At 71.8% G+C, this 25,541-nt stretch carries 27 protein-coding genes, 3 tRNA genes and 1 pseudogene; 6 read left to right on the forward strand and 25 right to left on the reverse strand.

Going from position 1 to position 25,541, the window contains the following annotated elements; genetic code table 11:
- Positions 1–57 precede the first annotated feature (57 nt).
- Positions 58–1,086 (forward strand): adenosine deaminase, encoded by a 1,029-nt coding sequence (locus tag FGF04_RS16275; protein WP_149511998.1) that lies wholly within the window; start codon positions 58–60, stop codon positions 1,084–1,086.
- Positions 1,087–1,149: 63 nt separating this feature from the next.
- On the opposite strand, the gene FGF04_RS16280 is transcribed toward FGF04_RS16275, so the two are convergent.
- The 8 genes from FGF04_RS16280 to FGF04_RS16315 all read right to left on the reverse strand — a co-directional run bounded on the left by FGF04_RS16280 (position 1,150) and on the right by FGF04_RS16315 (position 6,120).
- The gene (locus FGF04_RS16280) at positions 1,150–2,205 is read right to left on the reverse strand and encodes a UDP-N-acetylmuramate dehydrogenase (protein WP_149511999.1); all 1,056 of its coding nucleotides are present in this window, start codon (positions 2,203–2,205) and stop codon (positions 1,150–1,152) included.
- A gap of 199 nt (positions 2,206–2,404) precedes the next feature.
- A complete protein-coding gene (locus FGF04_RS16285; RefSeq protein WP_149512000.1) occupies positions 2,405–3,889 on the reverse strand; it encodes an MFS transporter in 1,485 nt (494 codons plus the stop codon).
- 89 nt (positions 3,890–3,978) lie between these two features.
- Complete coding sequence (locus FGF04_RS16290; protein WP_188114099.1) at positions 3,979–4,548, reverse strand: TetR/AcrR family transcriptional regulator; 570 nt, start codon at positions 4,546–4,548, stop codon at positions 3,979–3,981.
- Positions 4,549–4,660: 112 nt separating this feature from the next.
- A complete protein-coding gene (locus tag FGF04_RS16295; protein WP_149512002.1) occupies positions 4,661–5,089 on the reverse strand; it encodes a MaoC family dehydratase in 429 nt (142 codons plus the stop codon).
- A 4-nt stretch (positions 5,090–5,093) separates the two neighbouring features.
- Positions 5,094–5,546: a MaoC family dehydratase N-terminal domain-containing protein gene (locus tag FGF04_RS16300; RefSeq protein WP_149512003.1), complete on the reverse strand. Its 453-nt coding sequence runs from the start codon at positions 5,544–5,546 to the stop codon at positions 5,094–5,096.
- Between the two features lie 126 nt (positions 5,547–5,672).
- Positions 5,673–5,837, reverse strand: a complete 165-nt coding sequence (gene rpmG, locus FGF04_RS16305; RefSeq protein ID WP_003956487.1) for a 50S ribosomal protein L33 — start codon at positions 5,835–5,837, stop codon at positions 5,673–5,675.
- A 91-nt stretch (positions 5,838–5,928) separates the two neighbouring features.
- Positions 5,929–6,001, reverse strand: a tRNA-Met gene (locus FGF04_RS16310).
- Positions 6,002–6,047: 46 nt separating this feature from the next.
- A tRNA-Thr gene (locus tag FGF04_RS16315) sits at positions 6,048–6,120 on the reverse strand.
- A 259-nt stretch (positions 6,121–6,379) separates the two neighbouring features.
- On the opposite strand from FGF04_RS16315, the gene FGF04_RS16320 reads away from it, so the two are divergent.
- Positions 6,380–7,663 (forward strand): amidohydrolase family protein, encoded by a 1,284-nt coding sequence (locus FGF04_RS16320; RefSeq protein WP_149512004.1) that lies wholly within the window; start codon positions 6,380–6,382, stop codon positions 7,661–7,663.
- Between the two features lie 148 nt (positions 7,664–7,811).
- Here the strand turns inward: FGF04_RS16320 and FGF04_RS16325 are convergent, their stop codons facing one another.
- The gene (locus FGF04_RS16325) at positions 7,812–8,990 is read right to left on the reverse strand and encodes a hypothetical protein (protein ID WP_235882347.1); all 1,179 of its coding nucleotides are present in this window, start codon (positions 8,988–8,990) and stop codon (positions 7,812–7,814) included.
- A gap of 56 nt (positions 8,991–9,046) precedes the next feature.
- On the opposite strand from FGF04_RS16325, the gene FGF04_RS16330 reads away from it, so the two are divergent.
- Positions 9,047–9,703: an NAD(P)H-binding protein gene (locus FGF04_RS16330; RefSeq protein WP_149512005.1), complete on the forward strand. Its 657-nt coding sequence runs from the start codon at positions 9,047–9,049 to the stop codon at positions 9,701–9,703.
- 53 nt (positions 9,704–9,756) lie between these two features.
- On the opposite strand, the gene FGF04_RS16335 is transcribed toward FGF04_RS16330, so the two are convergent.
- Positions 9,757–9,969, reverse strand: coding sequence for a hypothetical protein (locus FGF04_RS16335; RefSeq protein WP_149512006.1), 213 nt, complete (start codon positions 9,967–9,969; stop codon positions 9,757–9,759).
- Between the two features lie 153 nt (positions 9,970–10,122).
- Positions 10,123–10,204 (reverse strand) — tRNA-Tyr (locus FGF04_RS16340).
- 201 nt (positions 10,205–10,405) lie between these two features.
- On the opposite strand from FGF04_RS16340, the gene FGF04_RS16345 reads away from it, so the two are divergent.
- Positions 10,406–10,894, forward strand: coding sequence for a YajQ family cyclic di-GMP-binding protein (locus FGF04_RS16345; RefSeq protein ID WP_101403673.1), 489 nt, complete (start codon positions 10,406–10,408; stop codon positions 10,892–10,894).
- Between the two features lie 88 nt (positions 10,895–10,982).
- On the opposite strand, the gene FGF04_RS16350 is transcribed toward FGF04_RS16345, so the two are convergent.
- Positions 10,983–11,249, reverse strand: a complete 267-nt coding sequence (locus FGF04_RS16350; RefSeq protein ID WP_149512007.1) for a GlsB/YeaQ/YmgE family stress response membrane protein — start codon at positions 11,247–11,249, stop codon at positions 10,983–10,985.
- A 131-nt stretch (positions 11,250–11,380) separates the two neighbouring features.
- Here FGF04_RS16350 and FGF04_RS16355 point away from each other — a divergent pair.
- Positions 11,381–12,067 (forward strand): annotated as a pseudogene (locus FGF04_RS16355) (APC family permease); the annotation flags it as partial.
- A 143-nt stretch (positions 12,068–12,210) separates the two neighbouring features.
- Here FGF04_RS16355 and FGF04_RS16360 read toward each other — a convergent pair.
- The 13 genes from FGF04_RS16360 to FGF04_RS16420 form a co-directional block, all read right to left on the reverse strand.
- Positions 12,211–12,777, reverse strand: coding sequence for an SMI1/KNR4 family protein (locus FGF04_RS16360; RefSeq protein WP_149512008.1), 567 nt, complete (start codon positions 12,775–12,777; stop codon positions 12,211–12,213).
- 107 nt (positions 12,778–12,884) lie between these two features.
- Entirely contained in the window at positions 12,885–13,283 is a 399-nt protein-coding gene (locus FGF04_RS16365) for a YccF domain-containing protein (RefSeq protein WP_149512009.1), read from the reverse strand.
- A complete protein-coding gene (gene htpX, locus FGF04_RS16370; protein WP_149512010.1) occupies positions 13,280–14,143 on the reverse strand; it encodes a zinc metalloprotease HtpX in 864 nt (287 codons plus the stop codon). The genes FGF04_RS16365 and htpX overlap by 4 nt, the downstream gene beginning before the upstream one ends.
- A gap of 270 nt (positions 14,144–14,413) precedes the next feature.
- Positions 14,414–15,949, reverse strand: coding sequence for an NADH-quinone oxidoreductase subunit N (locus FGF04_RS16375; RefSeq protein WP_188114100.1), 1,536 nt, complete (start codon positions 15,947–15,949; stop codon positions 14,414–14,416).
- Positions 15,946–17,523: an NADH-quinone oxidoreductase subunit M gene (locus FGF04_RS16380; RefSeq protein WP_149512011.1), complete on the reverse strand. Its 1,578-nt coding sequence runs from the start codon at positions 17,521–17,523 to the stop codon at positions 15,946–15,948. The genes FGF04_RS16375 and FGF04_RS16380 overlap by 4 nt, the downstream gene beginning before the upstream one ends.
- Positions 17,524–17,529: 6 nt before the next feature.
- Complete coding sequence (locus FGF04_RS16385; protein WP_149512012.1) at positions 17,530–19,524, reverse strand: NADH-quinone oxidoreductase subunit 5 family protein; 1,995 nt, start codon at positions 19,522–19,524, stop codon at positions 17,530–17,532.
- Positions 19,521–19,913, reverse strand: coding sequence for an NADH-quinone oxidoreductase subunit NuoK (nuoK, locus tag FGF04_RS16390; RefSeq protein ID WP_149512013.1), 393 nt, complete (start codon positions 19,911–19,913; stop codon positions 19,521–19,523). Before nuoK ends, FGF04_RS16385 begins: the two co-directional genes overlap by 4 nt.
- Positions 19,913–20,620: an NADH-quinone oxidoreductase subunit J family protein gene (locus FGF04_RS16395; protein WP_149512014.1), complete on the reverse strand. Its 708-nt coding sequence runs from the start codon at positions 20,618–20,620 to the stop codon at positions 19,913–19,915. The genes nuoK and FGF04_RS16395 overlap by 1 nt, the downstream gene beginning before the upstream one ends.
- Positions 20,617–21,237, reverse strand: coding sequence for a NuoI/complex I 23 kDa subunit family protein (locus tag FGF04_RS41670; RefSeq protein WP_149512015.1), 621 nt, complete (start codon positions 21,235–21,237; stop codon positions 20,617–20,619). Before FGF04_RS41670 ends, FGF04_RS16395 begins: the two co-directional genes overlap by 4 nt.
- 2 nt (positions 21,238–21,239) lie before the next feature.
- Positions 21,240–22,208 carry a complex I subunit 1/NuoH family protein gene (locus tag FGF04_RS16405; RefSeq protein WP_149512016.1) on the reverse strand — a complete coding sequence of 323 codons (969 nt, stop codon included), beginning with the start codon at positions 22,206–22,208 and terminating at the stop codon, positions 21,240–21,242.
- Complete coding sequence (locus tag FGF04_RS16410) at positions 22,205–22,885, reverse strand: NADH-quinone oxidoreductase subunit C (protein WP_328596360.1); 681 nt, start codon at positions 22,883–22,885, stop codon at positions 22,205–22,207. The genes FGF04_RS16405 and FGF04_RS16410 overlap by 4 nt, the downstream gene beginning before the upstream one ends.
- Positions 22,882–23,574 carry an NADH-quinone oxidoreductase subunit B gene (locus FGF04_RS16415; protein WP_188114101.1) on the reverse strand — a complete coding sequence of 231 codons (693 nt, stop codon included), beginning with the start codon at positions 23,572–23,574 and terminating at the stop codon, positions 22,882–22,884. Before FGF04_RS16415 ends, FGF04_RS16410 begins: the two co-directional genes overlap by 4 nt.
- The gene (locus FGF04_RS16420) at positions 23,565–23,942 is read right to left on the reverse strand and encodes an NADH-quinone oxidoreductase subunit A (protein WP_149512306.1); all 378 of its coding nucleotides are present in this window, start codon (positions 23,940–23,942) and stop codon (positions 23,565–23,567) included. The genes FGF04_RS16415 and FGF04_RS16420 overlap by 10 nt, the downstream gene beginning before the upstream one ends.
- Positions 23,943–24,250: 308 nt before the next feature.
- Here FGF04_RS16420 and FGF04_RS16425 point away from each other — a divergent pair, with 308 nt between their 5' ends.
- Positions 24,251–25,450: a sensor histidine kinase gene (locus tag FGF04_RS16425; RefSeq protein ID WP_149512017.1), complete on the forward strand. Its 1,200-nt coding sequence runs from the start codon at positions 24,251–24,253 to the stop codon at positions 25,448–25,450.
- Positions 25,451–25,541: the final 91 nt, after the last annotated feature.

Here is a 25,541-nt window from a genome sequence, read left to right on the forward strand (position 1 = left end):
GACCACGTTCGGGGAAAGTGCTACCGGTGCGGCGCCGGCGTGCGGCAGGATCCTTGAATGGAGCACGTACGTAAGGTCTCTGAGCTGCCCAAAGCTCATCTGCACCTGCACTTCACCGGTTCGATGCGGCACACCACCCTGCTGGAACTGGCCGACAAGCACGGGATCCACCTGCCCGACGCGCTGACGAGCGTCGAGCCGCCCAGCCTGCGGGCGACGGACGAACGGGGCTGGTTCCGCTTCCAGCGCCTGTACGACGCGGCGCGGTCGTGCCTCAGGGACCCCGAGGACATCCAGCGGCTCGTGCGCGAGGCGGCCGAGGAGGACATCAGGGACGGCTCGGGATGGCTGGAGATCCAGGTCGACCCGACGTCGTACGCGCCGCGCCTGGGCGGTCTGATCCCGGCCCTGGAGATCATCCTGGACGCGGTGGACACGGCCGCGCGCGAGACCGGGCTCGGCATGCGGGTCCTGGTCGCCGCGAACCGGATGAAGCACCCCCTGGACGCCCGCACGCTGGCCCGCCTGGCCGTGCGCTACGCCGACCGCGGCATCGTCGGCTTCGGGCTCTCCAACGACGAGCGCCGCGGCATGGCGCGGGACTTCGACCGGGCCTTCGCGATCGCCCGGGAGGGCGGCCTGCTGGCCGCGCCGCACGGCGGTGAGCTGACGGGCCCGGCCTCCGTGCGCGACTGCCTGGACGACCTGCACGCCTCGCGGATCGGGCACGGGGTGCGGGCCGCCGAGGACCCGCGGCTGCTGAAGCGGCTCGCGGACCGGGGCATCACCTGCGAGGTCTGCCCCGCGTCGAACGTCGCCCTGGGTGTCTACGAGAAGCCGGAGGACGTCCCGCTGCGCACCCTCTTCGAGGCGGGGGTGCCCCTGGCGCTCGGCGCGGACGACCCGCTGCTGTTCGGCTCGCGGCTGGCTGCCCAGTACGACATCGCGCGCCGGTACCACGACTTCACCGACGCGGAACTGGCCGAGCTGGCACGGCAGTCGGTACGGGGTTCGGCGGCGCCGCAGGACGTCAGGGAGAAGCTGCTGTCCGGGATCGACGACTGGCTGGCCGCCCCGGCCGCCTGAAGCGCGTAGTACGGGGCGGGTGGCGTACGGAGCAGGCGGCGTCCGGGGCGGGCGGGACGTGGCCTACAGGCTGACGCCCACCGTCACCGGCTCGTTGACGAGGGTGATCCCGAAGGCGTCGCGGACCCCGGCGACGACCTCGCGGGCGAGCGCGAGGAGGTCCTCCGTGGTGGCCCCGCCGCGGTTGGTGAGGGCCAGGGTGTGCTTGGTGGAGATGCGGGCGGGGCCGCTCCCGTACCCCTTCGTGAACCCCGACTTGTCGATCAGCCAGGCCGCGGAGGTCTTGGTGTGCCGGTCGCCCGCGGGGTAGGCGGGCGGGACGACGCCCTCGCCGAGCCGCTCCGCCACGCGCGCGTGGAAGACGGCGAACTCCTCGTGGGTGAGGACCGGGTTGGTGAAGAACGAGCCGGCGGACCAGGTGTCGTGGTCCTCGGGGTCGAGCACCATGCCCTTACCCGCCCGCAGCTCCAGGACGGTCCCGCGGGCCGCGTCCACCGGTACGCGGTCGCCGGGGCCGACACCGAGCGCGCGGGCCGTCTCCGCGTACTTGATCGGCGAGGACAGCCCGGCGGCGTCCTCCAGTTCGAAGCGGACGCGCAGCACGACGAACCGCTCCGGGTCCTCCTTGAAGCGGCTGTGCCGGTACGAGAAGGCGCACTCGGCGTTCGACAGGGTGACCGTCTCGCGCTCCTTGCGGTCGTAGGCGACCACTTCGGTGATCGTCGACGACACTTCCTGGCCGTACGCGCCCACGTTCTGGATCGGTGTCGCGCCCGCGGCCCCGGGGATCCCGGCGAGGCACTCGACGCCCGCGAGGCGCGCCTCCACGGTGCGGGCGACCGCGTCGGTCCACACCTCGCCGGCGGCCAGCTCCAGCTTCGTGCCGTCCAGCTCGAAGCCGCGCGTGGCGATGCGCAGGGCGGTGCCCTGGAACCCCTTGTCCCCGATGAGCAGGTTGGATCCGCCGCCGATCAGCAGCAGCGGCGTACCGGAGTCGTCGGCCTCGCGGACGGCTTCGATCACCTCGGCGTCGGTCGTGGCGGTGACCAGCCGGTCGGCGGGGCCGCCGAGCCGGAAGGTGGTCAGCGGGGCGAGGGCGGTGTCGTGGAGTTCCTGCACGTGCCCAGGGTACGAGAACGGCCCCGCCGGTTCGGCGGGGCCGTTCTCGGGGACTTGTCCGGGGTCTCGTCGTGTGTGCGGGCCGGTGGGGGCTGAGCGCGCAGTTCCCCGCGCCCCTGAAAAGCGGAAGCCGGGGCGCAGCCCCGCTTCCGAGGGGCGCGGGGAACTGCGCGACAAGCCCCCACCGGCCCGCACGATCTCAACGCGCCGCAGTCTCCGGCACGGGCACGGGCACGGGCACGGGCACGGGCGCCTCGGCCCCGGTGCCCTCCACCCGCGCGGCAGCGCCCCCGCGAGGTATGCACAGCGTCGCCAGCCCCGCCACGGCGACCGCCGCCGAGCCCGCCCACAGCGCGGGCCGGATGCCGTCCACGAAGGTCTGCGCGCTCTCGTAGCCGCCCTGGGAGGAGAAGATCGAGGCCATCACCGCGATGCCGAGCGCCCCGCCGACCTCGCGCAGGGCGTTGTTGGCGCCGGACGCGATGCCCTGCTCCTGCGGGCGCACGCTGGACATGACCAGCGCGGAGGCGGGGGCGAAGTACAGGGACATCCCGACGCCGCTGACGATCAGGGCGGGCAGCTGCGTGGCGTACGACGTGTCGGCCTCGACCACGAGTGCGAACCAGCCGAGCCCGACGGCCTGCAGGAACAGGCCCGCCGCGACGACGGGACGGCCGCCGATCCGGTCGGACAGGTAGCCCGCGACGGGCGCGACCAGCATCGGCATGCCGGTCCACGGCAGCATGCGCAGCCCCGCCTCGGTGGGCGAGTAGCCGAGCACGCCCTGCATGTACTGGCTGAGCAGAAAGATCGAGCCGAACATCCCGAGGAACATCAGCAGGCTCGCCGCGTTGATCCCGGCGAAGGCGCGGCTGCGGAAGAGCCGCATCGGCAGCATCGGGTTCCTGGCCCGCATGCCGTGGAAGACGAAGCCGGTGAGCAGGGCCGTGCCCCCGAAGAGGGCCAGCAGGACGACACCGTCGCTCCAGCCGACGACGGGCGCGCGGACCAGCCCGTACACGATCCCGAAGAGGCCGCCGCTGGCGAGCAGGGTGCCGCGGATGTCCAGCGGGGCACCGGAGCCGAACGACTCCGCGAGGCGCAGCCGGGCGAGCGGCAACAGGGCCAGGCCCAGCGGGACGTTCAGCCAGAAGATCCACTGCCAGGACAGGTGTTCGGTGAGGCTGCCGCCGATGAGCGGCCCCGAGGCGACCGCGAGACCGTTGACGGCGCCCCAGATCCCGTAGGCCATGCCGCGCTTGGCGGCCGGGACGGCGGCCGTGAGCAGGGTCAGCGTCAGCGGCATCATGATGGCCGCGCCGACGCCCTGGACCGCGCGGGCGGCGATCAGCGAGTCGATGCCGGGGGCGAGGGCCGCCGCGGCGGACGCCCCGGTGAAGACGGTGATGCCGACGAGGAAGAGCCGGCGGCGTCCGAACCGGTCGCCGAGGGCCGCGCCGAACATCAGCAGCACGGCGAAGGTGAGCGTGTAGGCGCTCACGGTCCATTCCAGTTCGTCGAGCGCGCCTCCGAAGTCCTCGCGGATCGAGGGCAGGGCGGTGGTGACGACGAGGTTGTCGAGGGCGGCCATGAATCCCGCGACACCGGTGATGACGAGGGCCCAGACGGCTCCTCCCCGGCGTTCGGCCGGCTCCGGCGTCCGTTCCGACAGCTGCTGTGACATCGCTCCCCCAGCGGGTGTGATCGATTTGGTTAGTTATTGCTGACTAACTTTTGCGCCCATGAAAAAGCGGCGCCCTTCGGCACTGCACTTCAGTGTTCGAGCCGGCCCTTGCTCCGGGCCGCGGGGTAGAGCCCCTCCCACACCCGGTGCCGGGGCGCGAACCCCATGGCGACCAGGCAGTTGATGAGCATCCCGTAGGCCATGAAGTCGGTCGTCTGGTCGATGTCGGCGCCGAGCGGCAGGTGGACGGTGTCCCACAGCCGCATCCAGCCGGCCCGCACCGCCTCGCCCAGCTCGTGGTCGCCGGCCTGCTCGGCCGCGGCCACCGCGACGTACATCTGCATCTGCATGAGCAGCCGCTCCGGCTCCTCGGCGATGACCTTCGTGTACGCGTCCGCCATGGCGTGCAGGGCCGCCTCGCCGTGCAGCCCTTCGGAAGCCTTCTCGAACGTGCGCACGGAGTCCTCCAGGCAGCGTTCGGCGGCCGCGAGGAAGATCGCCTTCTTGCCGGGGAAGAGCCGGAAGAGGTACGGCTGCGAGACCCCCACGCGCTTGGCGATCGCCTCCGTGGACGTGCCGTAGTAGCCGCCCCGGGAGAACTCGCTCATCGCCGCGCGAATGACGCTCTCACGCCTTTCCTCTGCGCTCATCCTGACCATGCCCTGAAGTTAGTACTCAATCACTAACCAAGTCAAGGAGTGAGGCGCGGCGGAGCCGACAGCAGTAAGGGGCGCCCGCAATGGCGGACGCCCCTTACTGCTCACTCACGGGTCAGGCCAGGCGCACGACGGCGCGGGACATGCCCAGCACCTTCTGGCCGGCGCTCGTCGCGACGAGGTCGACGCGGACGGTGCGGTCGTCGAGCTTGGCGGCGACCTTGCCGCTGACCTCGATGAGCGCGCCCTTGTCGTCGTTCGGGACGACGACCGGCTTGGTGAAGCGGACGCCGTACTCGACGACCGCTCCCGGGTCGCCCACCCAGTCGGTGACGACCCGGATCGCCTCGGCCATGGTGAACATGCCGTGCGCGATGACGTCCGGGAGGCCGACCTCCTTGGCGAACCTCTCGTTCCAGTGGATCGGGTTGAAGTCGCCGGAGGCGCCCGCGTACTGGACGAGCGTGGCGCGGGTCACACCGAAGGACCCGGCCGGCAGTTCGGTGCCGACCTCGACGTCGTCGTAGGAGATCTTCGCGGTCATCTGTTCACGCCCCCTCGGCCGCGCGGGACACGAGCTTGGTCCAGGCGGTCACCACGTGCTCGCCCGCCTCGTCGTGGACCTCGCCGCGGATGTCCAAGATGTCGTTGCCCGCCAGGGACTTGATCGCCTCGATGGTGGACGTGACCGTGAGCCGGTCCCCCGCGCGCACCGGGCGCCGGTGGACGAACTTCTGGTCGCCGTGCACGACGCGGCTGTAGTCGAGGCCCAGCTGGGGGTCCTTGACGACCTCCCCCGCGGCCTTGAAGGTGATCGCGAACACGAACGTCGGCGGGGCGATCACGTCCGGGTGGCCGAGGGCCCTGGCGGCCTCGGGGTCCGTGTACGCGGGATTGGGGTCACCCACCGCTTCCGCGAACTCCCGGATCTTCTCCCGGCCGACCTCGTACGGGTCGGTGGGCGGGTAGGACCGCCCCACGAAGGACTGGTCGAGCGCCATCGGCTCGGCACCTCCTGTTTCGCACTGTTTCGCAGGTCTGGTGCGCAGCCCCGGTGCACGGCTGCGGCTGTCAACGACGCGAGGCCGTCCCCCGGAAAGGGGACGGCCTCGTGAACGAGCCTGGTGTTATCGCGTTTCGCGGTGCGCGGTGTGCGAGTTGCAACGCGGGCAGTGCTTCTTCATCTCCAGTCGGTCCGGGTTGTTACGCCGGTTCTTCTTGGTGATGTAGTTCCGCTCCTTGCACTCCACGCAGGCCAGCGTGATCTTCGGGCGGACGTCGGTGGCAGCCACGTGAGTGCTCCTTGACGGACGGATGGGACATGGATTAACGCATAGAAGAGTAACCGATTGAAGGACCGACCCCGCAATCGGCTACCGTCAGTAGCGGTGACCGGACTTGAACCGGTGACACAGCGATTATGAGCCGCTTGCTCTACCGACTGAGCTACACCGCTGCGATGCGATCTGTTCCCGTCCTGCGACGGGAACGTCTCACACCAGAGCCCCAATACGGAATCGAACCGTAGACCTTCTCCTTACCATGGAGACGCTCTACCGACTGAGCTATTGGGGCGAGCGATGAAGACATTACACGCTCGGCCACCGAACGCCCAAATCCGTTTCGCGGCCCCTGCCCCGGCCCGTTCCCGGCCCCGTTCCCAGGCCCTCGGAGGCCGTTCCCCCGCCTCCCACCGGCCCCTGGGACACGGCGGACCACACCGGTACGACTATTGCGCCCCTCCTCGATGTGCGCCGACGGCCGCCCTAGGCTCGACTCACGCTGCGTGATCATGTACTTCTCCTGCGCAGTCGCCGTCCAGCACAGGAGCGCGATGCCCGACAGCCAGCCGCAGCCGCACCACTCGTCCTCCTCGTCATCGTCGTCGTCCTCGTCCGGTCCCTCCGGCTCGTCCGCCGGCCGGGGCCACGGCGCCGACCTGCTGCTCTGCGGCGCGCGGCTCACCGACGGCCGGACCGTGGACGTACGGCTGGCCGGCGGACGCATCGAGGCGGTCGGCACGGCGGGCAGCCTCACCGCGCACAGCGCGCGCGTGGACCTCTCCGGTTTCCTGCTGCTGCCGGCCCCGGCCGAGCCGCACGCCCACGGCGACACGGCCCTGTCGGCCGACGGCGAGGGCCCGGTCTCGTACGAGGCCGACGAGGTCCAGCGCCGTACGACCGAGGCGGCCCTGCTGCAGCTCGGGCACGGGGCGACGGCGATCCGCTCGCACGTGCGCGTGGGCGACGTGCAGGGGCTGGGATCGCTGGCGGCGGTGCTGCAGGCGCGGCGCGCGCTGCGGGGGCTGGTCGAGCTGACGGTCGTGGCGATGCCCCGGGTGCTGACCGGGCTCGCCGGGGCCGAGGAGCTGGCGATGCTGCGGGACGCGGTGAAGATGGGCGCCTCCGTGGTGGGCGGCTGCCCGGACCTGGACCCCGATCCGACGGGTTACGTGGAGGCGGTCCTGGAGGTCGCCTCGGAGCAGGGCTGCCCGGTCGACCTGCACACCGACGGTGACGACCCGGCACGGCTGGCGCGGCTCGCGGCGATGGCGGGCGGGCTGCGGCCCGGGGTGACGCTCGGTCCCTGCGGGGGCCTGAGCCGGCTGCCCTCCGAGGTCGCCTCGCGCTCGGCGGACCAGCTCGCCGCGGCCGGGGTGGCCGTCGTCTGCCTGCCGCAGGGCGGTTGCTCGGGCGTGGACCGCCGCGGGACGGCCCCGGTACGGCTGCTGCGGTCGGCCGGGGTGCGGGTCGCGGCCGGCAGCGGCGCCCTGCGGGACGTGTCGAACCCGGTGGGGCGCGGGGACCCGCTGGAGGCGGCGTACCTGCTGGCCTCGCGGTACGGGCTGCGGACCGCCGACGCGTACGACGCGGTGAGTTCGTCCGCGCGGGCGGTGCTCGGACTGCCCGGGGTGCGGGTGGAGGCCGGTTTCCCGGCGGAGTTGCTCGCGGTGCGCGGCGACCGGCTGGACGGCGCGCTGTCGTTGGCGTACAGCCGGATCGTGGTGCACCGGGGGCGGGTGGTGGCGCGGACGAGCGCGGTGCGGGAGTACTGCGGGTCGGCGGTGGCCGTGGAGATGGATCTGCCGCGGCAGGGACGGACGGGCGGCGCGTCGTAAGGCAGCGCATCGTGAGGCGGCCGGGCCCACGCCGGGAGTTGTCGGCGTGCACGCGCGCGTGGAGGTGTTTCGGCCTCCACGCGCGCGTGCGCGATCAGTTGGTGCCGGGGCAGTGCTCCAGTAGTGCCGGGGGCGGCGTTCCGAGCCGTCAGAAACCGCCGGGCATCATGCCGTTGAGCGGGCCGCCGAACCTGCCCGCGGGCATCTTCGTGGCGCCGGAGGGGGCACTGACGTCGTCGGCCTCGCCGAACGTGACGACCAGCGGGAGTTCGACGCCCTTCGCGTCCTTGGCACCCTTCGTGCCCTTCGCGCTCTTCGCCAGGGCGGCGAGGTCGACCGAGACGCGGGTCAGGTCGCCGTTCTTCAGGGAGAAGTCAACGGCGACCTTGGTGTCCGGGGCCTCCTTCAGCACCTTGTCCGTGGGCAGTTCGAAGCCCGCCGGGAGTTCATCGGACAGGGGACGCACCTTGTCGAAGACGCCGGTGAGCAAGTCGCGGAGCGAGGCCTCGGCGACGATCCGTTCGACGCCGTCGCTGCCGCCCTCGTCCCTGAAGGTGACCTCGCGGGCCACGACCGACCGGACCGCCTTGAGGATCTTCTGCTGGGTCCTGCGGTCGATCTCGTCGGCGCCACCGGTCCCGCCGCCCTCGTCCGCGGCCCCGGCCTCCTTCGCGGCGCGTTCGAGTGCGCGGTTGTCGACCTTGACCCACTTGCCTTCGAGCACCGGCGCGAGCGCCTTCTCGCTCTCCGGGAGGTCGTCGGCGGTCGGCAGCGGGAAGCCCATCGCCTTGCCCACCGCCTTCATGTCGGCGCGGTAGTACGTGTGGTCGCCGACGATCCGGTACTCGACCAGGACCCCGTCGGCCCCCGTGAACTCCACACCCGTACCGACGAGGTCCTTCTCGCCGGAGTCGGCCAGCGGCTTGCGCGACTCGACGGACACCTTGACCCGTACGCCGGTCAGGAACTTCACGAACTCGGGCGGCAGTTCCTCGTCGGCCCCGGCCTCCCCGGCCAGCTTCACGAGCGCGGAGGGCTCGGCGTCCAGGCCCAACTCGAAGGCCAGCGACTTCTTCTCGCCGAGCCCTTCGACGGCCCGGTCCACCTTCTGCCCGGCGCTGAGGTTCTCGACCGTGCCGCACGCGGCCGCGGTGGCGAGCAGGACGGCGGCGCAGCCGACCGCGGCGACGGTCCCGCGCACGGCGGGTCTGCGTACGGCGGTCCTGCGTATGACGGGGCTCGTGCTGGTGGTGATGACGGTCTCCTTACGACGCCTGGCGGCGTCCCCCTGGTACAGCGGTACGGCGTGATCATGAAAGAGACTCACGAGCTGTCCACAGGGTTGTGCGGCACATGGGTCCATGTGGGCGTACGGTCGGAAACATGCGCATTGTCATCGCTGGAGGACATGGTCAGATCGCGCTGCGGCTGGAGCGGTTGCTCTCCGCGCGCGGTGACGAGGTGGCGGGGATCATCCGCCGGGCCGAGCAGGGCGACGACCTGCGGGCGGCCGGCGCCGAGCCGGTGGTCTGCGACCTGGAGTCGGCCACGGAGGAGGAGGTCGCCGGCCTCCTGCGGGGCGCGGACGCGGCGGTCTTCGCGGCGGGCGCGGGCCCGGGCAGCGGGGTGGACCGCAAGGACACCGTCGACCGGGGCGCCGCCGTGCTGTTCGCGGACGCGGCGGCCCGCGCGGGGGTGCGGCGCCATGTGGTGGTGTCGTCGATGGGCGCGGATCCGGAGCACCCCGGGGACGACGTCTTCGACGTGTACCTGCGCGCCAAGGGCGCGGCCGACGCGTACGTACGGGCCCATCGGGGCCTGGACTGGACGATCCTGCGTCCCGGCATGCTGACGAACGACGCCGGTACGGGCCTGGTCCGGCTGGAGGCCGCCACGGGCCGCGGGCCCGTCCCCCGCGACGACGTGGCCGCGGTCCTCGCCGAACTGGTGGACACCCCGGCGACGGCCGGTCTGACCCTCGAACTGATCAGCGGCTCGACACCGGTGTCGGTGGCGGTGAAGTCGGTGGCGGGCAACTGAGGAAGCCCGCGGGCAGGACCGGACCGGGCCGGCAGGACCGGGCCGTCCGCGGGCTAGAAGAGCGGAAGCTGGCCGGGGAACTCGGCGACGACGTACCCGTCCAGCGCGGGCTGCGCCGCGCCGAGCTCCGCCTGTCTGCGCGATCCCGGGCAGGACACGAGGTCCCCGCTCCCCCGCGCTCCCGCCGGATCGTGCCGGGCGAACCGGCCGGCGACGACAGCGATCTCGCGACGGCACTCGGGGCACTTGCGGCGACGTGAGGACATGGGTCCAGCGTACGAACAGAACGCTGCGATCCGGGGCCGGCGTACGCGCACCCCGTGTGGCTCCGGTGCCGCGGAACGCCCGAACACCCGCACACGAAGAAACCCTCTTGCTACTGCATTGATGCAGTAGCAAGAGGGTTTCTTCTCTTAGCGTGGCGGCGCCAGGATTCGAACCTGGGAAGGCTAAGCCGGCAGATTTACAGTCTGCTCCCTTTGGCCGCTCGGGCACACCGCCGGGGTAGCTGCCATTCGAACCGTCTTTCGGCGGTGCTCTGTGGCAACGACGTAAACGATACCCGATGCCCGGGGGTGCTTCGCCACTCGATTGATCGGTGCCCGGAGGTGAGGGGATGGCTAGGCTTATGCGGATGCGGCCCGGAACCGACGCGGGTCCGACGGCCGCCACCACGCACCCCGATACAAGGAGCCACAGGACATGGCCGACTCCAGTTTCGACATCGTCTCGAAGGTCGAGCGGCAGGAGGTCGACAACGCCCTCAACCAGGCCGCCAAGGAGATCTCGCAGCGCTACGACTTCAAGAACGTGGGCGCCTCCATCTCGTGGTCCGGCGAGAAGATCCTCATGGAGGCGAACTCCGAGGAGCGGGTGAAGGCCATCCTCGACGTGTTCGAGACCAAACTGGTCAAGCGCGGGATCTCGCTGAAGGCTCTGGACGCCGGTGAGCCGCAGCTCTCCGGCAAGGAGTACAAGATCTTCGCCTCGATCGAGGAGGGCATCTCCCAGGAGAACGCGAAGAAGGTCGCGAAGATCATTCGTGACGAGGGCCCGAAGGGCGTGAAGGCGCAGGTGCAGGGCGACGAGCTGCGCGTCAGCTCCAAGAGCCGTGACGACCTGCAGGCCGTGCAGGCCCTCCTCAAGGGCAAGGACTTCGACTTCGCGCTGCAGTACGTCAACTACCGGTGACGAGCCGGTCGCTGCGCGGACGGCGACTGCGGCGTACGGGAAAGGGCGGGCACCCGAGTGCCCGCCCTTTCCCGTACGCCGCTCACACTCAGTCGCGCGAGTTGCCGAACAGGATGCGGTAGATGATCAGCAGCACCAGCGAACCGCCGATCGCGGCGGCCCAGGTGGCCCCGTCGTAGAAGTCCTTGGTGACCGGATGGTCCAGCCAGCGGGCAGATATCCAACCGCCGATGAACGCGCCCGCGACACCGATCAGCGTCGTCCCCACGAAGCCGCCCGGGTCGCGCCCCGGCAGCAGGAACTTGGCGATGGCGCCGGCGAGCAGCCCCAGAATGATCCAGCTGATGATGCCCATGCCCTGAACCTGCCCCTTCGTGCTGTACCCGTGCTGTGATCTTGCTCGCAGGTTGCCGCGTTCACCCGTTGTCACCGTGCAGGACGCCGGCGCGACGGTGGGCGGTTGCGCAGGTCAGTAGGGTGCGGCGCATGACACAGGAGCTGCGCCGGACGCTGGGCACCGGGGACGCCGTCGTCATCGGCCTCGGCGCGATGATCGGGGCCGGCGTCTTCGCCGCGCCGGGCCCCGCGGCGCGGGCCGCCGGAACGGGGCTGTTCCTGGGGCTGGGCATCGCCGCCGCCGTCGCCTACTGCAACGCGATCGCCTCGGCGCGGCTCGCCGCCCGCTACCCCGCTTCGGGCGGGACGTACGTGTACGGCAGGGAGCGGCTCGGCGAGTTCTGGGGATATCTGGCGGGCTGGTCGTTCGTCGTGGGCAAGACCTCCTCGTGTGCGGCGATGGCGCTGACGGTGGGCGCGTACGCCTGGCCGGAGCAGGCGCACGCCGTGGCGGTCGGGGCCGTGGTGGCCCTGACCGCGGTGAACTACGGCGGGGTGCAGAAGTCCGCCTGGCTGACGCGGGTGATCGTCGCGGTGGTCCTCGCGGTGCTGGCCACCGTGGTGGTCGTCTGCCTGACCTCGGGGAACGCCGATGCCGGACGGCTCGACACGGGCGTCTCCGAGGGGGCGGGCGGGGTGCTGCAGGCGGCCGGGCTGCTGTTCTTCGCCTTCGCCGGGTACGCGCGGATCGCGACCCTGGGCGAGGAGGTACGGGATCCGGCGCGCACCATTCCGCGCGCGATCCCCCTGGCCCTGGGCATCGCGCTCGTCGTGTACGGTGGGTCGCCCCGCCGAAATGATCTACCTCGTTCACGAGGGTGACGTGGAGGCCGGCCGGTGGCTGGACAGGGCCGGGGCCGGKGGGTGAGTGCCGGTCCGGTGGGGGCTGGGCGCGCAGTTCCCCGCGCCCCTGCGGGGAGCTAGGACGCCCGTGTCGATGCCGTACGCGTGCGGAAGTCGCTCCACGGTTCCAGGTTCGTGTCGTCGTTCGGTTCGCCGTACCAGCCGGTGCCGTCGAGCCAGGCGCGCAGCCAGTCCGTGAGGGTGGGGGCGTCCACGTACCACGCGTCGTCGGCGTCGTCGGCGTTCGGCTCGAACAGGAGGACCGTGCCGTCCGGGGTGCGGCAGTCCACGCACGCGTACATGCCACAGCCCCAGTGGGATATCGGCAGGACGCCGTCCGGCCAGGGCCAGTCGGGGTCCTGGCGGCCGCTCTCGCGGTGCGCGAGGTACTGCGCGACGGCGGCGGGCTCGCCCGAGGGCGGGCTGTCGAGCAGGGGCAGCAGACCGTACTCCGGGCCGAACCCGCCGTCCCCTATCCGCAGGTAGAGCGCGGCGAGCAAGGGCGGCACGGAGAAGCCGAGGGCGGACTCGGCGCGGACGAGCGTCGCCTCGTCCACGGGCTCGGGGAGCGAGGACCAGCCCCACGGCCGGGAGTTGCGCGCCTCCGCGGAGACTCGTACCAGCAACTGCTCGATCTCGGTCATGCGTTCATGATGCAGCGCGCCACTGACATCCGGTCCGGCCTGTGGACAACTTCCGGGCGAATCGCCGACGCGGGCGGGGACGGGCCGCAAGAGGTCCCGGAACCGGTCTAACGGACCGAGGACGTGAACGGCTGGTCCGTGGGTACGATCTCGCGGCCCAGGGGGAACAGGGAGACCGGGATCAGCTTGAAGTTGGCGATGCCCAGGGGGATGCCGATGATCGTGACGCACTGGATGAGGCCCGTGACGATGTGGGCGAGGGCCAGCCACCAGCCGGCGAGGATCAGCCAGAGGACGTTGACGACGAAGGACGGCGCGCCCGCGTCACGGCGCTCCACCGTCGTGCGGCCGAACGGCCACAGCGCGTAGGTGCCGATGCGGAACGACGCGACCCCGAACGGGATGCCGATGATCGTGACGCAGAGCAACAGGCCCGCGAAGAGGTAGCCGAGGAAGAGCCAGAAGCCGCTCAGGACCAGCCATATGACGTTCAGGATCGTCTTCACCGGTGTGGACCTGCCATCTGTTCGAGCCGGGCGATGCGCTCCGCCATCGGCGGGTGCGTGGAGAACATCTTGGACAGTCCCTGGCCCGGGCGGAAGGGGTTGGCGATCATCATGTGGCTCGCCGTCTCGATGCGCGGCTCAGGGGGGAGCGGAAGCTGTTTCGTGCCCGCCTCCAGCTTGCGCAGGGCGCTCGCGAGGGCCAGCGGGTCGCCGGTGAGCTGCGCGCCGGACGCGTCCGCCTCGTACTCCCTGGAGCGGCTGATGGCCAGCTGGATGACGGTCGCGGCGAGCGGGCCGAGGATCATGATCATCAGCATGCCGAGGAGGCCCGGTCCGTCGTCGTCGTTCGAGCGGCCGATCGGGATCAGCCAGGCGAAGTTGACCAGGAACATGATGACGGAGGCCAGGGCGCCCGCGACGGACGAGATGAGGATGTCGCGGTTGTAGACGTGGCTCAGCTCGTGGCCGATGACGCCGCGCAGCTCCCGCTCGTCCAGGATGCGCAGGATGCCCTCGGTGCAGCACACCGCGGCATTGCGCGGATTGCGGCCCGTCGCGAACGCGTTCGGTGCCTCCGTCGGGGAGATGTACAGGCGGGGCATGGGCTGGCGGGCCTGGGTGGAGAGCTCGCGGACCATCCGGTAGAGCGCGGGGGCCTCGAACTCGCTCACCGGGCGCGCGCGCATCGCGCGTAGAGCCAGTTTGTCGCTGTTCCAGTACGCGTACGCGTTGGTGCCGACCGCGATGAGCAGGGCGACGACGAGGCCCATGCGGCCGAAGAAGCTGCCGATGACGATGATGAGTGCGGACAGTCCCCCGAGGAGTACGGCGGTCCTGAGCCCGTTGTGCCGGCGGTGCACGGTACGCCCTCCAAATGGTGCGGCAGGGGAACCCTTGCTTGTCGATCTCTGGTCTGGTGATCTCTGGCGGTCTCTGACGTCACTGGTTCCGTGACTCCACGGTCCAGTGGACCCTCCCTCACTGGTCAACGCCAGGCGGGAAGCACTAGTTCCCTTGTGCGCGCGGCGTCATGCCTAGGCCGTCCGGGTGATGCGGGGACGCCCCGCACGCGTGCGTGCGGGGCGTCGGGCGCGCGTGCGGCCGGTGGCTGGGCCGGTCCGGGGCCTGCGTCAGAAGAGGCCGGTGTCCGAGAAGCGCAGGACGAGCTGCGGCGCCCCGGAGAGCGCGACCCCCAGGACGGCGGTCAGGGCGATCGCCGCGGTCAGGGGGGCGGGGACGCGGTGCGGCTCGCTCTCGCCCTCGGGGGCGCGGAACAGCAGGGCCGTCCACTGCAGGTAGTAGAAGAGCGCGATCACGACGTTGACGGCCATGACCACGGCGAGCCAGCCGAGGCCCGCGTCGACGGCGGCCGAGAAGACGGTGACCTTCGCGAAGAGTCCGATGACGCCCGGCGGCAGACCGGCCAGGCAGAGCAGGAAGAAGCCGAGGACGAGCGCGGTGAGGGGGCGGGAGGCGTACAGGCCGCGGTAGTCGCTGACCCGGTTCAACGGGTTCGTGCGGGCCACCAGCGCGGCCACCGCGAAGGCGCCGAGGTTCACGGCGGCGTACATGAGGGCGTACGCGACGGTGGAGCCGACGGCCCTCTCGGTGTCCTTCGCGTACGCGGCGGCGGCGATCGGCACCAGGAGGTAGCCGGCCTGTCCGACGGAGGACCAGGCCAGGAGGCGTACCGCGCTGTACGCGCGCGTGGCCCCCTGCCGCAGGGCGCCGACGTTGCCGATCGTCATGGTGAGGGCGGCCAGGGCGGCGAGGGCGGGGCCCCAGACGTCGGCGTACGACGGGAGGGCGATCACGGTGACCAGGATCAGGCCGGAGAAGCCGACCGCCTTGCCGACCACCGACAGGTAGGCGGCGACCGGGAGGGGCGCCCCCACGTAGGTGTCGGGCACCCAGAAGTGGAAGGGCACCGCGGCCGTCTTGAAGGCGAAGCCGACGAGGGTCAGGACGACGCCCGCCTGGGTGAGGGTGTGCAGCTGCCCGTCGACGTCCTCGATCCGGGTGGCGATCTGCGTGAGGTACAGGGTGCCGGTCGACGCGTAGACGAAGCTGATGCCCATGAGGCTCACGGCGGTCGCGGTGACCGAGGACAGGAAGAACTTGAGGGCTGCTTCGGAGGACCTGCGGTCGCCGTACCGGAGGCCGACCAGGGCGAAGGCGGGCAGGGACGCGACCTCCAGGGCGACGATCAGGGTGGCGAGGTCGCGCGAGGCGGGCAGCAGGGCGGCGCCCGCGGCCGAGGAGAGCAGCAGGAACCAGTACTCCCCCTCCGGCAGTTCCCTCTTCGCGTCCTTCAGGGCGGTCATCGACAGGAGGGCGGTGAGGAGCGCGCCGCCGAGGACGAGGAACTGGACGGCCAGCGTGAACCGGTCGGCCGTGTAGCTGCACACGTCCGCGTCGCCGGTCAGGCAGAACGTGGAGCGGTCGCCGTCCAGGAGGGGCAGCAGCGCGAGCGCCGCGGCGGCGAGCCCGGCCACCGAGACCCAGCCGAGCAGGGCCTTCCTGCGGTCGCCCACGAAGAGGTCGGCGACGAGCACCACGAGGGCGACGACCGCCGCGACGGTGGGCGGCGCGATCGCGAGCCAGTCGACGGACTGGACCAGGGACTGAGCCTGGGACTGGACCAGGGACTGGGCCTGGGGGCTCAACGGGTGCCTCCTGCGAGGAGCTGCTGCACGGCCGGGTCGGTCAGGCCCAGGAGGGTCTTCGGCCAGAGCCCGGTGACGACGGTGAGGACGACGAGCGGGGTCCAGGCGGCGAACTCGTACGCCCGGACGTCGGTGAGCCGCGCGCCCTCCTCCTGCGGGGTGGCGCCCATGCAGACGCGGCGGACCACGACGAGCAGGTACGCGGCGGTGAGCAGGGTGCCGAACGCGGCGATCGCCGTGAACGTCAGGAAGGCGGGCCGGCTGAGGCCGTCGGCGGGGTCGAACGCGCCGAACAGCGCGAGCATCTCGCCCCAGAACCCGGCCAGGCCCGGCAGCCCGAGCGAGGCGACGGCGGCGAAGGCGAGCAGGCCGCCGAGGCGCGGGGCCCGGCCGTAGAGCGCGGCGCCGGTCGCCTGCGCGAGGGTGTCGAGGTCGGTCGTGCCCGTGCGGTCCTTGAGCGCGCCGACGAGGAAGAAGAGCAGGCCGGTGATGAGGCCGTGGGCGATGTTCGCGAACAGCGCGCCGTTCACGCCGGTCGGGGTCATCGACGCGATGCCGAGGAGCACGAAGCCCATGTGGCCGACCGAGGAGTACGCGATGAGGCGCTTGAGGTCGCCCTTCGCGCCCTGCCGGGCGAGCGCCAGGCAGGCCAGCGAACCGTAGACGATCCCGACGACCGCGAAGGCCGCGAGGTACGGGGCGAAGGTGCTCATGCCGTCGGGCGCGACGGGCAGCAGGATCCTCACGAACCCGTACGTGCCCATCTTCAGCAGGACGCCGGCCAGCAGGACCGAGCCGACGGTCGGGGCGGCGGTGTGGGCGTCCGGCAGCCAGCTGTGCAGCGGCCACATCGGCGTCTTGACCGCGAGCCCGGTCCCGATCGCCAGAACGGCGACGACCTGCACCGACGGGGTGAGCGCGGGGTGACTGTCAGTGGCGAGTGCCACCATGTCGAATGTGCCCGCCTTGATCCCGATCAGGAGCAGGCCCAGCAGCATGACCACGGAACCGAGCAGCGTGTACAGGATGAACTTCCAGGCGGCCCGGGTGCGTTCCTCGCCGCCCCAGCGGGCGATGAGGAAGTACATCGGGATGAGCACCGTCTCGAAGGCCAGGAAGAACAGCAGCAGGTCGAGGACGGCGAAGGTCGCGAGGGTGCCGGACTCAAGGACGAGGACGAGCGCCACGAATGCTTTCGGGGACGGGCCCGACGGCATCTTGAAGAAGGAGTACAGCGCGCACAGGAAGGTCAGGAGCGCGGTCAGCACGAGGAGGGGGAGGGAGATGCCGTCGATGCCGAGGTGGATCCGCACGTCGAGTGCGGGGATCCAGCTGATGTCCGTCGTGGCCTGCATCTTCGAGGGCTGGTCGTGGTCGAAGCCGAGCACGAGGACGACCGCGGCGACGAGCACGGCGCCGGTGACGGTCACGCCGTGCCGCAGCACGGCCTGCTCGGGCGACTTCCCCTTCAGCCCGGGCGGGGCCGGCAGGAGGGCGGTGACCGCACCGATGAGCGGGGCGACGACGATGAACCCGAGAAGGACCTGCATCACGGACTCGCTGATATCGATCACGTCTGCTCACGCTCCCGCGGTGGCGACGAGGAGGACGGCGACCACCAGGACGACGGTGCCGGCGAGCAGCGCGCTCACATAGGTCTGGACATTGCCGGTCTGGGTGCGGCGGACGGCCGTGCCGAGCCAGCGGGGCAGGGCGCCGGCGCCGCGTACGTAGGTGTCGACGACCTCGCGGTCGAGGAACCGGACGACGGTGGCCGCGCCCCGCACCGGGCGGACGAACAGCGCCGTGTACAGCGCGTCGAGGTGGAAGCCGACGGCGGCGTGGCGGTGCAGCGGGCCGAGCAGGAGGCGGCCGGGGTCCGCCGGGTCGGGCGCGGAGGCCACGTTCCCGTACGCGCTCTCGTGGCTGGCGATGGCCTCGGCCTCGACCAGGCCGCCGTCGGCGTCCGGGTGGGCCGCGACCGCGCCGAGGGGGAAGCGGCCGGACATGGCGGTGGTGTGCCGCCACGCGCCGTACGTGACGATGCCGCCGACCAGGGCGACACCCGTACCGAGGACGGCGGTGGTGAGGGTCGGGGTGAGGTCCCGGCTGTCGAACCAGTCGGGCAGCACACCGGTGGTGAGTCCGTAGGCGAGGGAGGGGACGGCGAGCACCCACAGCACGGAGTTCATGGCGACGGGCTGCCTGCCGTGGTCGGGGGCTTCGGCGCCGTGGCCGCGGAAGGCGAGCAGCCACAGGCGCATCGCGTAGGCGGCGGTGAGCAGGGCGGTCACCAGACCGGAGACGAGGACGATCCAGCCCGCCGCGCCGGGGACGTGCCCGGCGTGGCCGGTGGCGGCGTGCTCGGCGGCACCGAGGACGGCTTCCTTGGAGAAGAAGCCGCTGAAGGGCGGGATCGCGGCGAGCGCGAGCAGCGCCACGCTCATCGTCCAGTAGGCGTCGGGGACGCGGGCGCGCAGGTCCTTCATCCGGGACATGGCGGCCAGCGAGTTGGTGCCGGCGGCGTGGATGACCACGCCCGCCGCGAGGAACAGCAGCGCCTTGAAGGCGCCGTGCGCGAGGAGGTGGAAGACGGCGGCGCCGCGGTCGCCGACGGCGAGGGCGCCGGTCATGTAGCCGAGCTGGCCGATCGTCGAGTAGGCGAGGACCCGTTTGATGTCGTCCTGGGCGAGGGCGGCGAGGGCCGAGCCGACCATGGTCAGGGCGGCCATCGCGGCGAGGACGACCAGTGCGGCCGCGGAGGCCGCGAAGACCGGGAGGAGGCGGGCGACGAAGTAGACACCGGCGGCGACCATCGTCGCGGCGTGGATGAGCGCGGAGACGGGGGTGGGGCCCGCCATCGCGTCGGGGAGCCAGGTGTGCAGCGGGAACTGCGCCGACTTGCCCGCCACGCCCGCGAGGAGCAGCAGGGCGATCAGGGTCGGGTGGTCGAGTCCGCCGCTCGCCACGGCGCCGAGGATCTTCGTGATGCGGAACGAGCCGGTGTCGGTGGCGAGCGCGAACAGGCCGATCAGGAAGGGGACGTCGCCGAGCTTGGTGACGAGGAAGGCCTTGATGGAGGCGGCGCGCGCCTCCGGGGTCTCCCAGTAGTGGCCCACGAGGAAGTACGAGCAGATGCCCATGATCTCCCAGCCGACCAGCAGCACCATCAGGTCACCGGAGTAGACGACGAGCAGCATGGCGGAGGTGAAGAGGGAGACGAGGGCCGCGTACGAGGGGTAGCGCGGGTCGTGGCGCAGGTAGCCCGTCGAGTAGATCTGCACGCAGGTCGCGACCAGGCCGACGAGGACGGCGGTCAGGGCGGCGAAGCCGTCGATGTGCAGGGCGAGTTCGACGGGGACGGAGCCGGTGGGCGTGAGCTCGGTGACGGCGTCCACGGGTCCGCCGCCGCCCTGGCGCGCGGCGACGGTCACGGCGAGGGCGAGGGCGGCGAGGGAGGGCAGGACGGCGAGGGGGCGTACGAAACCGGGGGCGGTGCGGCCCAGGAGCAGGGTGGCGAGCGCGCCCAGGAACGGGAGGAGGGGGACGAGGACGGCGAGGGTGGTCGTGGTCACGCGGTGGCCTCAGCCTTCTCGGCCGGCTCGTTGCGCGCGGGTCCGGAGTCGTCGGTGTCGTCGTCGCCGGGGCGCTCGGCGGTGTCGCGGAGCCTGTCGATGTCCGCGGTGCCGCGGTTGCGGTGGACGGCGAGGACGATCGCCAGGCCGATGCCGATCTCGGCGGCCGCAATGGCGATGGTGAACAGGGTCAGGGCCTGGCCGGAGTGCAGGGCGTCCCGGGCCGTCTTGTCGAGCCACACGTCGAAGGCGACGAGGTTGAGGTTGACGGCGTTGAGCATCAGCTCGACGGACATCAGGACCAGGATCGCGTTGCGGCGGGCCAGGACTCCGTAGAGGCCGGTGCAGAAGAGGAGGGCGGAGAGTACGGCCGGGTAGGCGAGGTGCATCAGCGGGCGCCTTCCTTGTCGCTGTCGCTCCGGGTGGCGGTGCCGCGCGGGCCCGGCGGGGCCGGGGCGGTCGGGGGACTCGCGGTGGCCGTCGTCCCCGCCGTCCCTGCCGCCTGCGCCGTCTCCTTCGCCTTCGCGCGGCGGGAGAGGACGATCGCGCCGACCAGGGCGGCGAGCAGCAGGACCGACAGGGCCTCGAAGGGGAGCACCCAGCTCTGGAAGAGGCTGGCGCCGGTGACCGCGGKGGAGCCGGCGGGGGCGCCGTCCAGGTCGATCCAGGTCGTCCGGAAGGCGTCGACGACGACCCAGACGAGGGCGGCGGCCGCGGCGACCGCCACGGCGAGGGCGGCCCAGCGGTTGCCGGAGTCGGCGTCCGGGGAGCGGCCGATGGGGGCCCTGGTGAGCATCAGTCCGAAGAGGAGGAGGACGACGACGGAACCGACGTAGATGAGGACCTGCACCCAGGCGATGAACTCGGCCGTGAGCAGGAGATACTCGACGGCGAGGCCGCCGAGGGCGACGACCAGCCACAGGGCGGCGTGCACCAGCTGCTTCGTGGTGACCGTGACGACCGCGGCGCCGAAGGTGACCAGGCCGACGAGGAGGAAGGCGATCTCGACGCCGGTCGGCGAGAGGAAGCCGTGCGGGTCGGCGGCGGCGGTGGTCGTGGCCTGCGCCGCCGTGGCGACGGCCGCGGCGGGGGTCACGAGGCGCCTCCCTGCGGGTCGGTGGGGTCGGCCTGTGCTTCGGCCTGGGCCTGCGCTTGGGCCTGCGCCTCGGCTGCCGCCTGGGCCTCGGCCGCGGCGAGCTTCTCGGCGGTCTTGCGGGCGGCGGCGATCTCCTTGGGCTCCTCGGCGCCGGGGTCCAGGGCCGGCGGGGCCGGGACGGTCCACATCCACTCGCGGAGCTTGTCGCGCTCGTGGGTGAGCTCGTGGATGTCGGTCTCGGCGTACTCGAACTCGGGCGACCAGAAGAGGGCGTCGAACGGGCAGACCTCGATGCAGATGCCGCAGTACATGCACAGGGCGAAGTCGATGGCGAAGCGGTCGAGGACGTTGCGGCTGCGCTCGCGGCCACCGGGGGCGGCGGCCGGGACCGTCTCCTTGTGGGAGTCGATGTAGATGCACCAGTCCGGGCACTCGCGGGCGCACAGCATGCAGACCGTGCAGTTCTCCTCGAAGAGGCCGATGACACCGCGTGAGCGGGGCGGGAGTTCGGGCTGGGTGTCCGGGTACTGCGCGGTGACGGTCTTCTTCGTCATCGTGCGCAGGGTGACGGCCAGGCCCTTGGCCAGGCCGGAGCCGGGGATCGACGGGCGGGACATGGTTACGCGATCACCACCTTGACGATGCCGGTGAGGGCGATCTGGGCGAGGGAGAGGGGGACGAGGAGGGTCCAGGCGAGTTTCTGCAGCTGGTCCTCGCGCAGCCGGGGGTAGGTGACGCGGAGCCAGATCACGACGAAGGCGAGGACGGCCGCCTTCAGCAGGGTCCAGACCCAGCCGAGGCCGTCGGCGCCCCAGGGGCCGTGCCAGCCGCCCAGGAAGAGGACGGTGGTCAGGCCGCACAGGACGACGATCCCGGCGTACTCGGCGAGCAGGAACAGGGCGAAGCGCAGGCCCGTGTACTCGGTGTACGCGCCGAAGATGATCTCCGAGTCGGCGACCGGCATGTCGAAGGGCGGGCGCTGCAGTTCGGCGAGGCCGGCCACGAAGAAGACGAGCGCGCCGACGATCTGCCAGGGCAGCCACCACCACTCGAAGGCGTCGAGGATGCCGGGGAGGGAGACCGTGCCGGCCGCCATGGCGACCGAGGCGGCTGCCAGCAGCATGGGGAGTTCGTACGCGAGGAGCTGGGCGGCGGTGCGCAGGCCGCCGAGCAGGGAGAACTTGTTGGCCGAGGCCCAGCCGGCCATCAGCGAGCCGAGGACGCTGACGCCCATCACGGCGAGGACGAAGAAGACGCCCGCGTCGACGACCTCGCCGACCGCGCCCTCGCCCGGGCCGATCGGGATGACGAGGAGGACCATGAGGTACGGGAGGAGCGCCACGGCCGGGGCCAGCTGGAAGACACGGCGGTCCGCGTCCGCCGGGACCACGTCCTCCTTCTGGGCGAACTTCACCCCGTCCGCGACGAGTTGGGCCCAGCCGTGGAAACCGCCCGCGTACATGGGGCCCAGGCGGCCCTGCATGTGGGCCATCACCTTGTGCTCGGCCTGACCGACGAGCAGGGGGAAGGTCAGGAACACGACGAACACGACGAGGAGTCGCAGGGCGACGTCCAGGGCGTCGTTCACTGCGTGCCTCCTGCGGGGGTGTCGGGGGTGGCGGGGCCGTCCTGGTCGGCCCCGGCGGCTCGGGCGGCCCGTGCCGGGCGGGCCGGGGCAGGGGGGAGCTGGCCCTTCAGAGGGCCCCACTCGTTGGGGTCGGGGACGCCGGGCGGCAGCATCTGGCGGCGTTTGGGACCGCCGTGTTCCGACTCGCCCGGCTCCTTCGCCCCTGGCCAGGCCTTCGCCACCCGGGCGGCCAGGACGAAGTCCTTGCGCAGCGGGTGGCCCTCGAAGCCCTCGGGGAGGAGGAGCGGGTCCAGACCGGGGTGGCCCTCGAAGGTCACCCCGAACATCTCGTGCGTCTCGCGTTCGTGCCAGGCGGCGCCCGCGTAGACCCCGACCGCGGACGGCAGGACCGGCGCCGCGTGCGGGACCGTCGTCCGGACGAGCAGGCGGCGTACCGGAGCCAGCGCCACGACGTGCGCCGAGACGCGGAACCCGGTGCCGGGTCCCGTGCCGGGCTCGTCGACCGCGCTCAGCCAGTCGAAGTACGTGCAGCCGAGTGCGTCCCGCGCGCTCTCCAGGGAGGCGAGCCAGTTCTGCGGCGGCACGTCGACCGTCAGGACCTCGTACGACTCCTCGGCCGTGGCGTCCGGGCCGAAGAGCTCCTCCACGGGGGCGGGGAGCCAGCCGGTCGTCGTCATCGGGCGTCCCCCGTGGCCGGCCCGGTGCCGGACGGTGCGGTGCCGGACGGCGTGGCCGGCGGCCGGACGAGTCCGCTCTGGAGCGCGGCCGCGGACGGGCGCCCGGCGCCGTCGGACGCGTACCGCTCCCCGAGCGACTCGCGGGCGATCTTCTCCTGCAGCTTGAGGATGCCCTGGAGCAGCGCCTCCGGGCGGGGCGGGCAGCCCGGGACGTACACGTCGACCGGGATGATCTGGTCGACGCCCTTCGTCACGGAGTACGAGTCCCAGTACGGGCCGCCGCAGTTCGAGCAGGCGCCGAAGGAGATGACGTACTTGGGCTCGGGCATCTGCTCGTACAGGCGCTTCACGGCCGGGGCCATCTTGTCGGTGACCGTGCCGGAGACGACCATCAGGTCGGCCTGGCGCGGACCCGGTGCGAACGGGATGACGCCCAGGCGGATGAAGTCGTGCCGGGCCATCGACGCCGCGATGAACTCGATCGCGCAGCAGGCGAGACCGAAGTTGAAGACCCAGAGCGAGTAGCGGCGGCCCCAGTTCAGGACCACCTTCATCGGCTCCGGGGCCAGCCGGGCCAGCGCGCCCAGCCGCTTGGGCTCCGGCAGGAACACCGGCTCGGGAGCCGGCGGAACCGCGGGAGCCGCGGAGGTCGTGGGGGTTTCGTCCGGGTGCGGACGCGTCACGTCCATGTGAGGACGCCCTTCTTGTATGCGTACAGCAGACCGACGGCCAGGAAGCCGAGGAAGATGAACATCTCCACGAGCGTCGCCGCTCCGTAGCCCGGCGCGGCGAAGACCGTCGCCCAGGGGAAGAGGAAGATCGAGTCGACCGCGAAGATCACGTACAGGAACGCGTAGACGTAGTAGCGGACCTGCGTGTGGGCCCAGCCCTCGCCGACGGGGTCGACCCCGCACTCGTACGTCATGAGCTTCTCGGGCGTGGGGACCACGGGCCGCAGCAGGCGGCCCGCTCCGAAGGCCACGGCGACGAACAGCACGCCGACGACGGCGAGCAGTCCGACGACCGAGTACGACTGGAAGTAGTCCGCCGCGACCATGGTCGGTTCCGGCACGTCCGCCCTCACTCCCTGACCTGACCTGACCTCGGATGAACCCGCACTGGCCGTACCACGCGTGCGCCGTCGTGCGCGCCCCGCGGAGCCAGTCGTTCGACGATCTGTACGCACCGGAGTCTAGGGCCTGCTAAAGGGACGGTAAGCAGTCCGTCACGGGTAGGGGTCGCGCGATCTCCTCCCGGCCCCGCCGGGGTGGTGTCAGGGACGGGTCGGGGGTGGGGTTTTCCCCCGGGCCACGGAGGCGGTCCACCTCATGGCGCCACGCGCTGCGGCCCGGCAAGGTTGCGCCTATGACGGAACGCATCCTGGCCGCCGGCCCCCTGGAGGGCGGCACCGACCGGCCGCCTCCCGCACGCTTCGCCTATGACGGGCACACCTGGAAGGAGATCGCGCATCTCCTGACCAACCTGATGTTCTCCCTCGTCGGGTTCACCTATGTCGTCACCGTCCTGTTCCTGGGAGCCGGGCTGACGCTGACGGTGATCGGGCTGCCGGTGCTGGCGTTCGGGCTGCTGGGCGCGCGCCAGCTGGGCAAGTTCGAACGGCTCCGGGCCAGGGGCCTGCTCGGGGTACGCGTGGACGAGCCGAGCCCCCTGCCGTTCCGCGGGCGGGGCGGGTTCTTCGGGTGGCTGTGGATGACGCTGAAGGATCCGGTCGGCTGGCGGACGGTGCTGTACGAGCTCATGCGGCTGCCGTGGGCGATCGTCACCTTCACCGTCACGCTGGTGTCGCTGTTCGTGCTGTGGCCGGTGCTGCCGTTCCTCGCCCGCGGCCTCGCCAACGCCGACCGGGCGATGGTGCGCGCCCTGCTGTCGCCCTCCGACGAGCTGGAGCGGCGGATCGCCGAACTGGAGTCGGACCGCGGTGTCGTGGTCGACACGGCGGCGGCCGACCTGCGGCGCATCGAGCGGGACCTGCACGACGGGGCGCAGGCCCGGCTGGTGAACCTCGCCATGGGGCTCGGCCTGGCGAAGGAGAAGCTGCTGGAGGGCCAGGCCGACGAGACCGTCGCCGCCATGGTCGACGAGGCGCACGGCGAGGTGAAGCTGGCGCTGCAGGAACTGCGGGACCTGGCGCGGGGCATCCATCCCGCGGTGCTCACCGACCGCGGTCTGGACGCGGCGCTGTCCTCGGTCGGCGCCCGCTGCACGGTGCCGGTGAAGGTGACGGCCGACCTGCCGGCCCGGCCCGCGGCGGCCATCGAGGGCATCGCGTACTTCACGGTCTCCGAGCTCCTGCAGAACGTCAGCAAGCACAGCGGTGCGCGGTCCGCCTCGGTCGACGTGTGGCGTTCGGAGAACCGCCTGCTCATACAGGTCTGGGACGACGGCCGCGGGGGCGCCTCCCTCGACGGCGGTACGGGGATGTCGGGGCTCGCCGACCGGCTCGGCGCGGTGGACGGGCTGTTCGTCGTCGACTCGCCGGCCGGCGGGCCGACGACGATCACGGCGGAGCTGCCGTGGCGGGACCGTACGGAAGGAGCGGGCTAGGGGGCGGGGTGCGCCCCGCTTTCCCGGTCGACGCCCTCGACCGCCCCCGGCAGGGGTGCGGCCGGGGGCGTACGCATGCCGGGAGCGGGGA

Source organism: Streptomyces apricus, assembly GCF_008369065.1.
Lineage (GTDB): Bacteria > Actinomycetota > Actinomycetes > Streptomycetales > Streptomycetaceae > Streptomyces > Streptomyces apricus.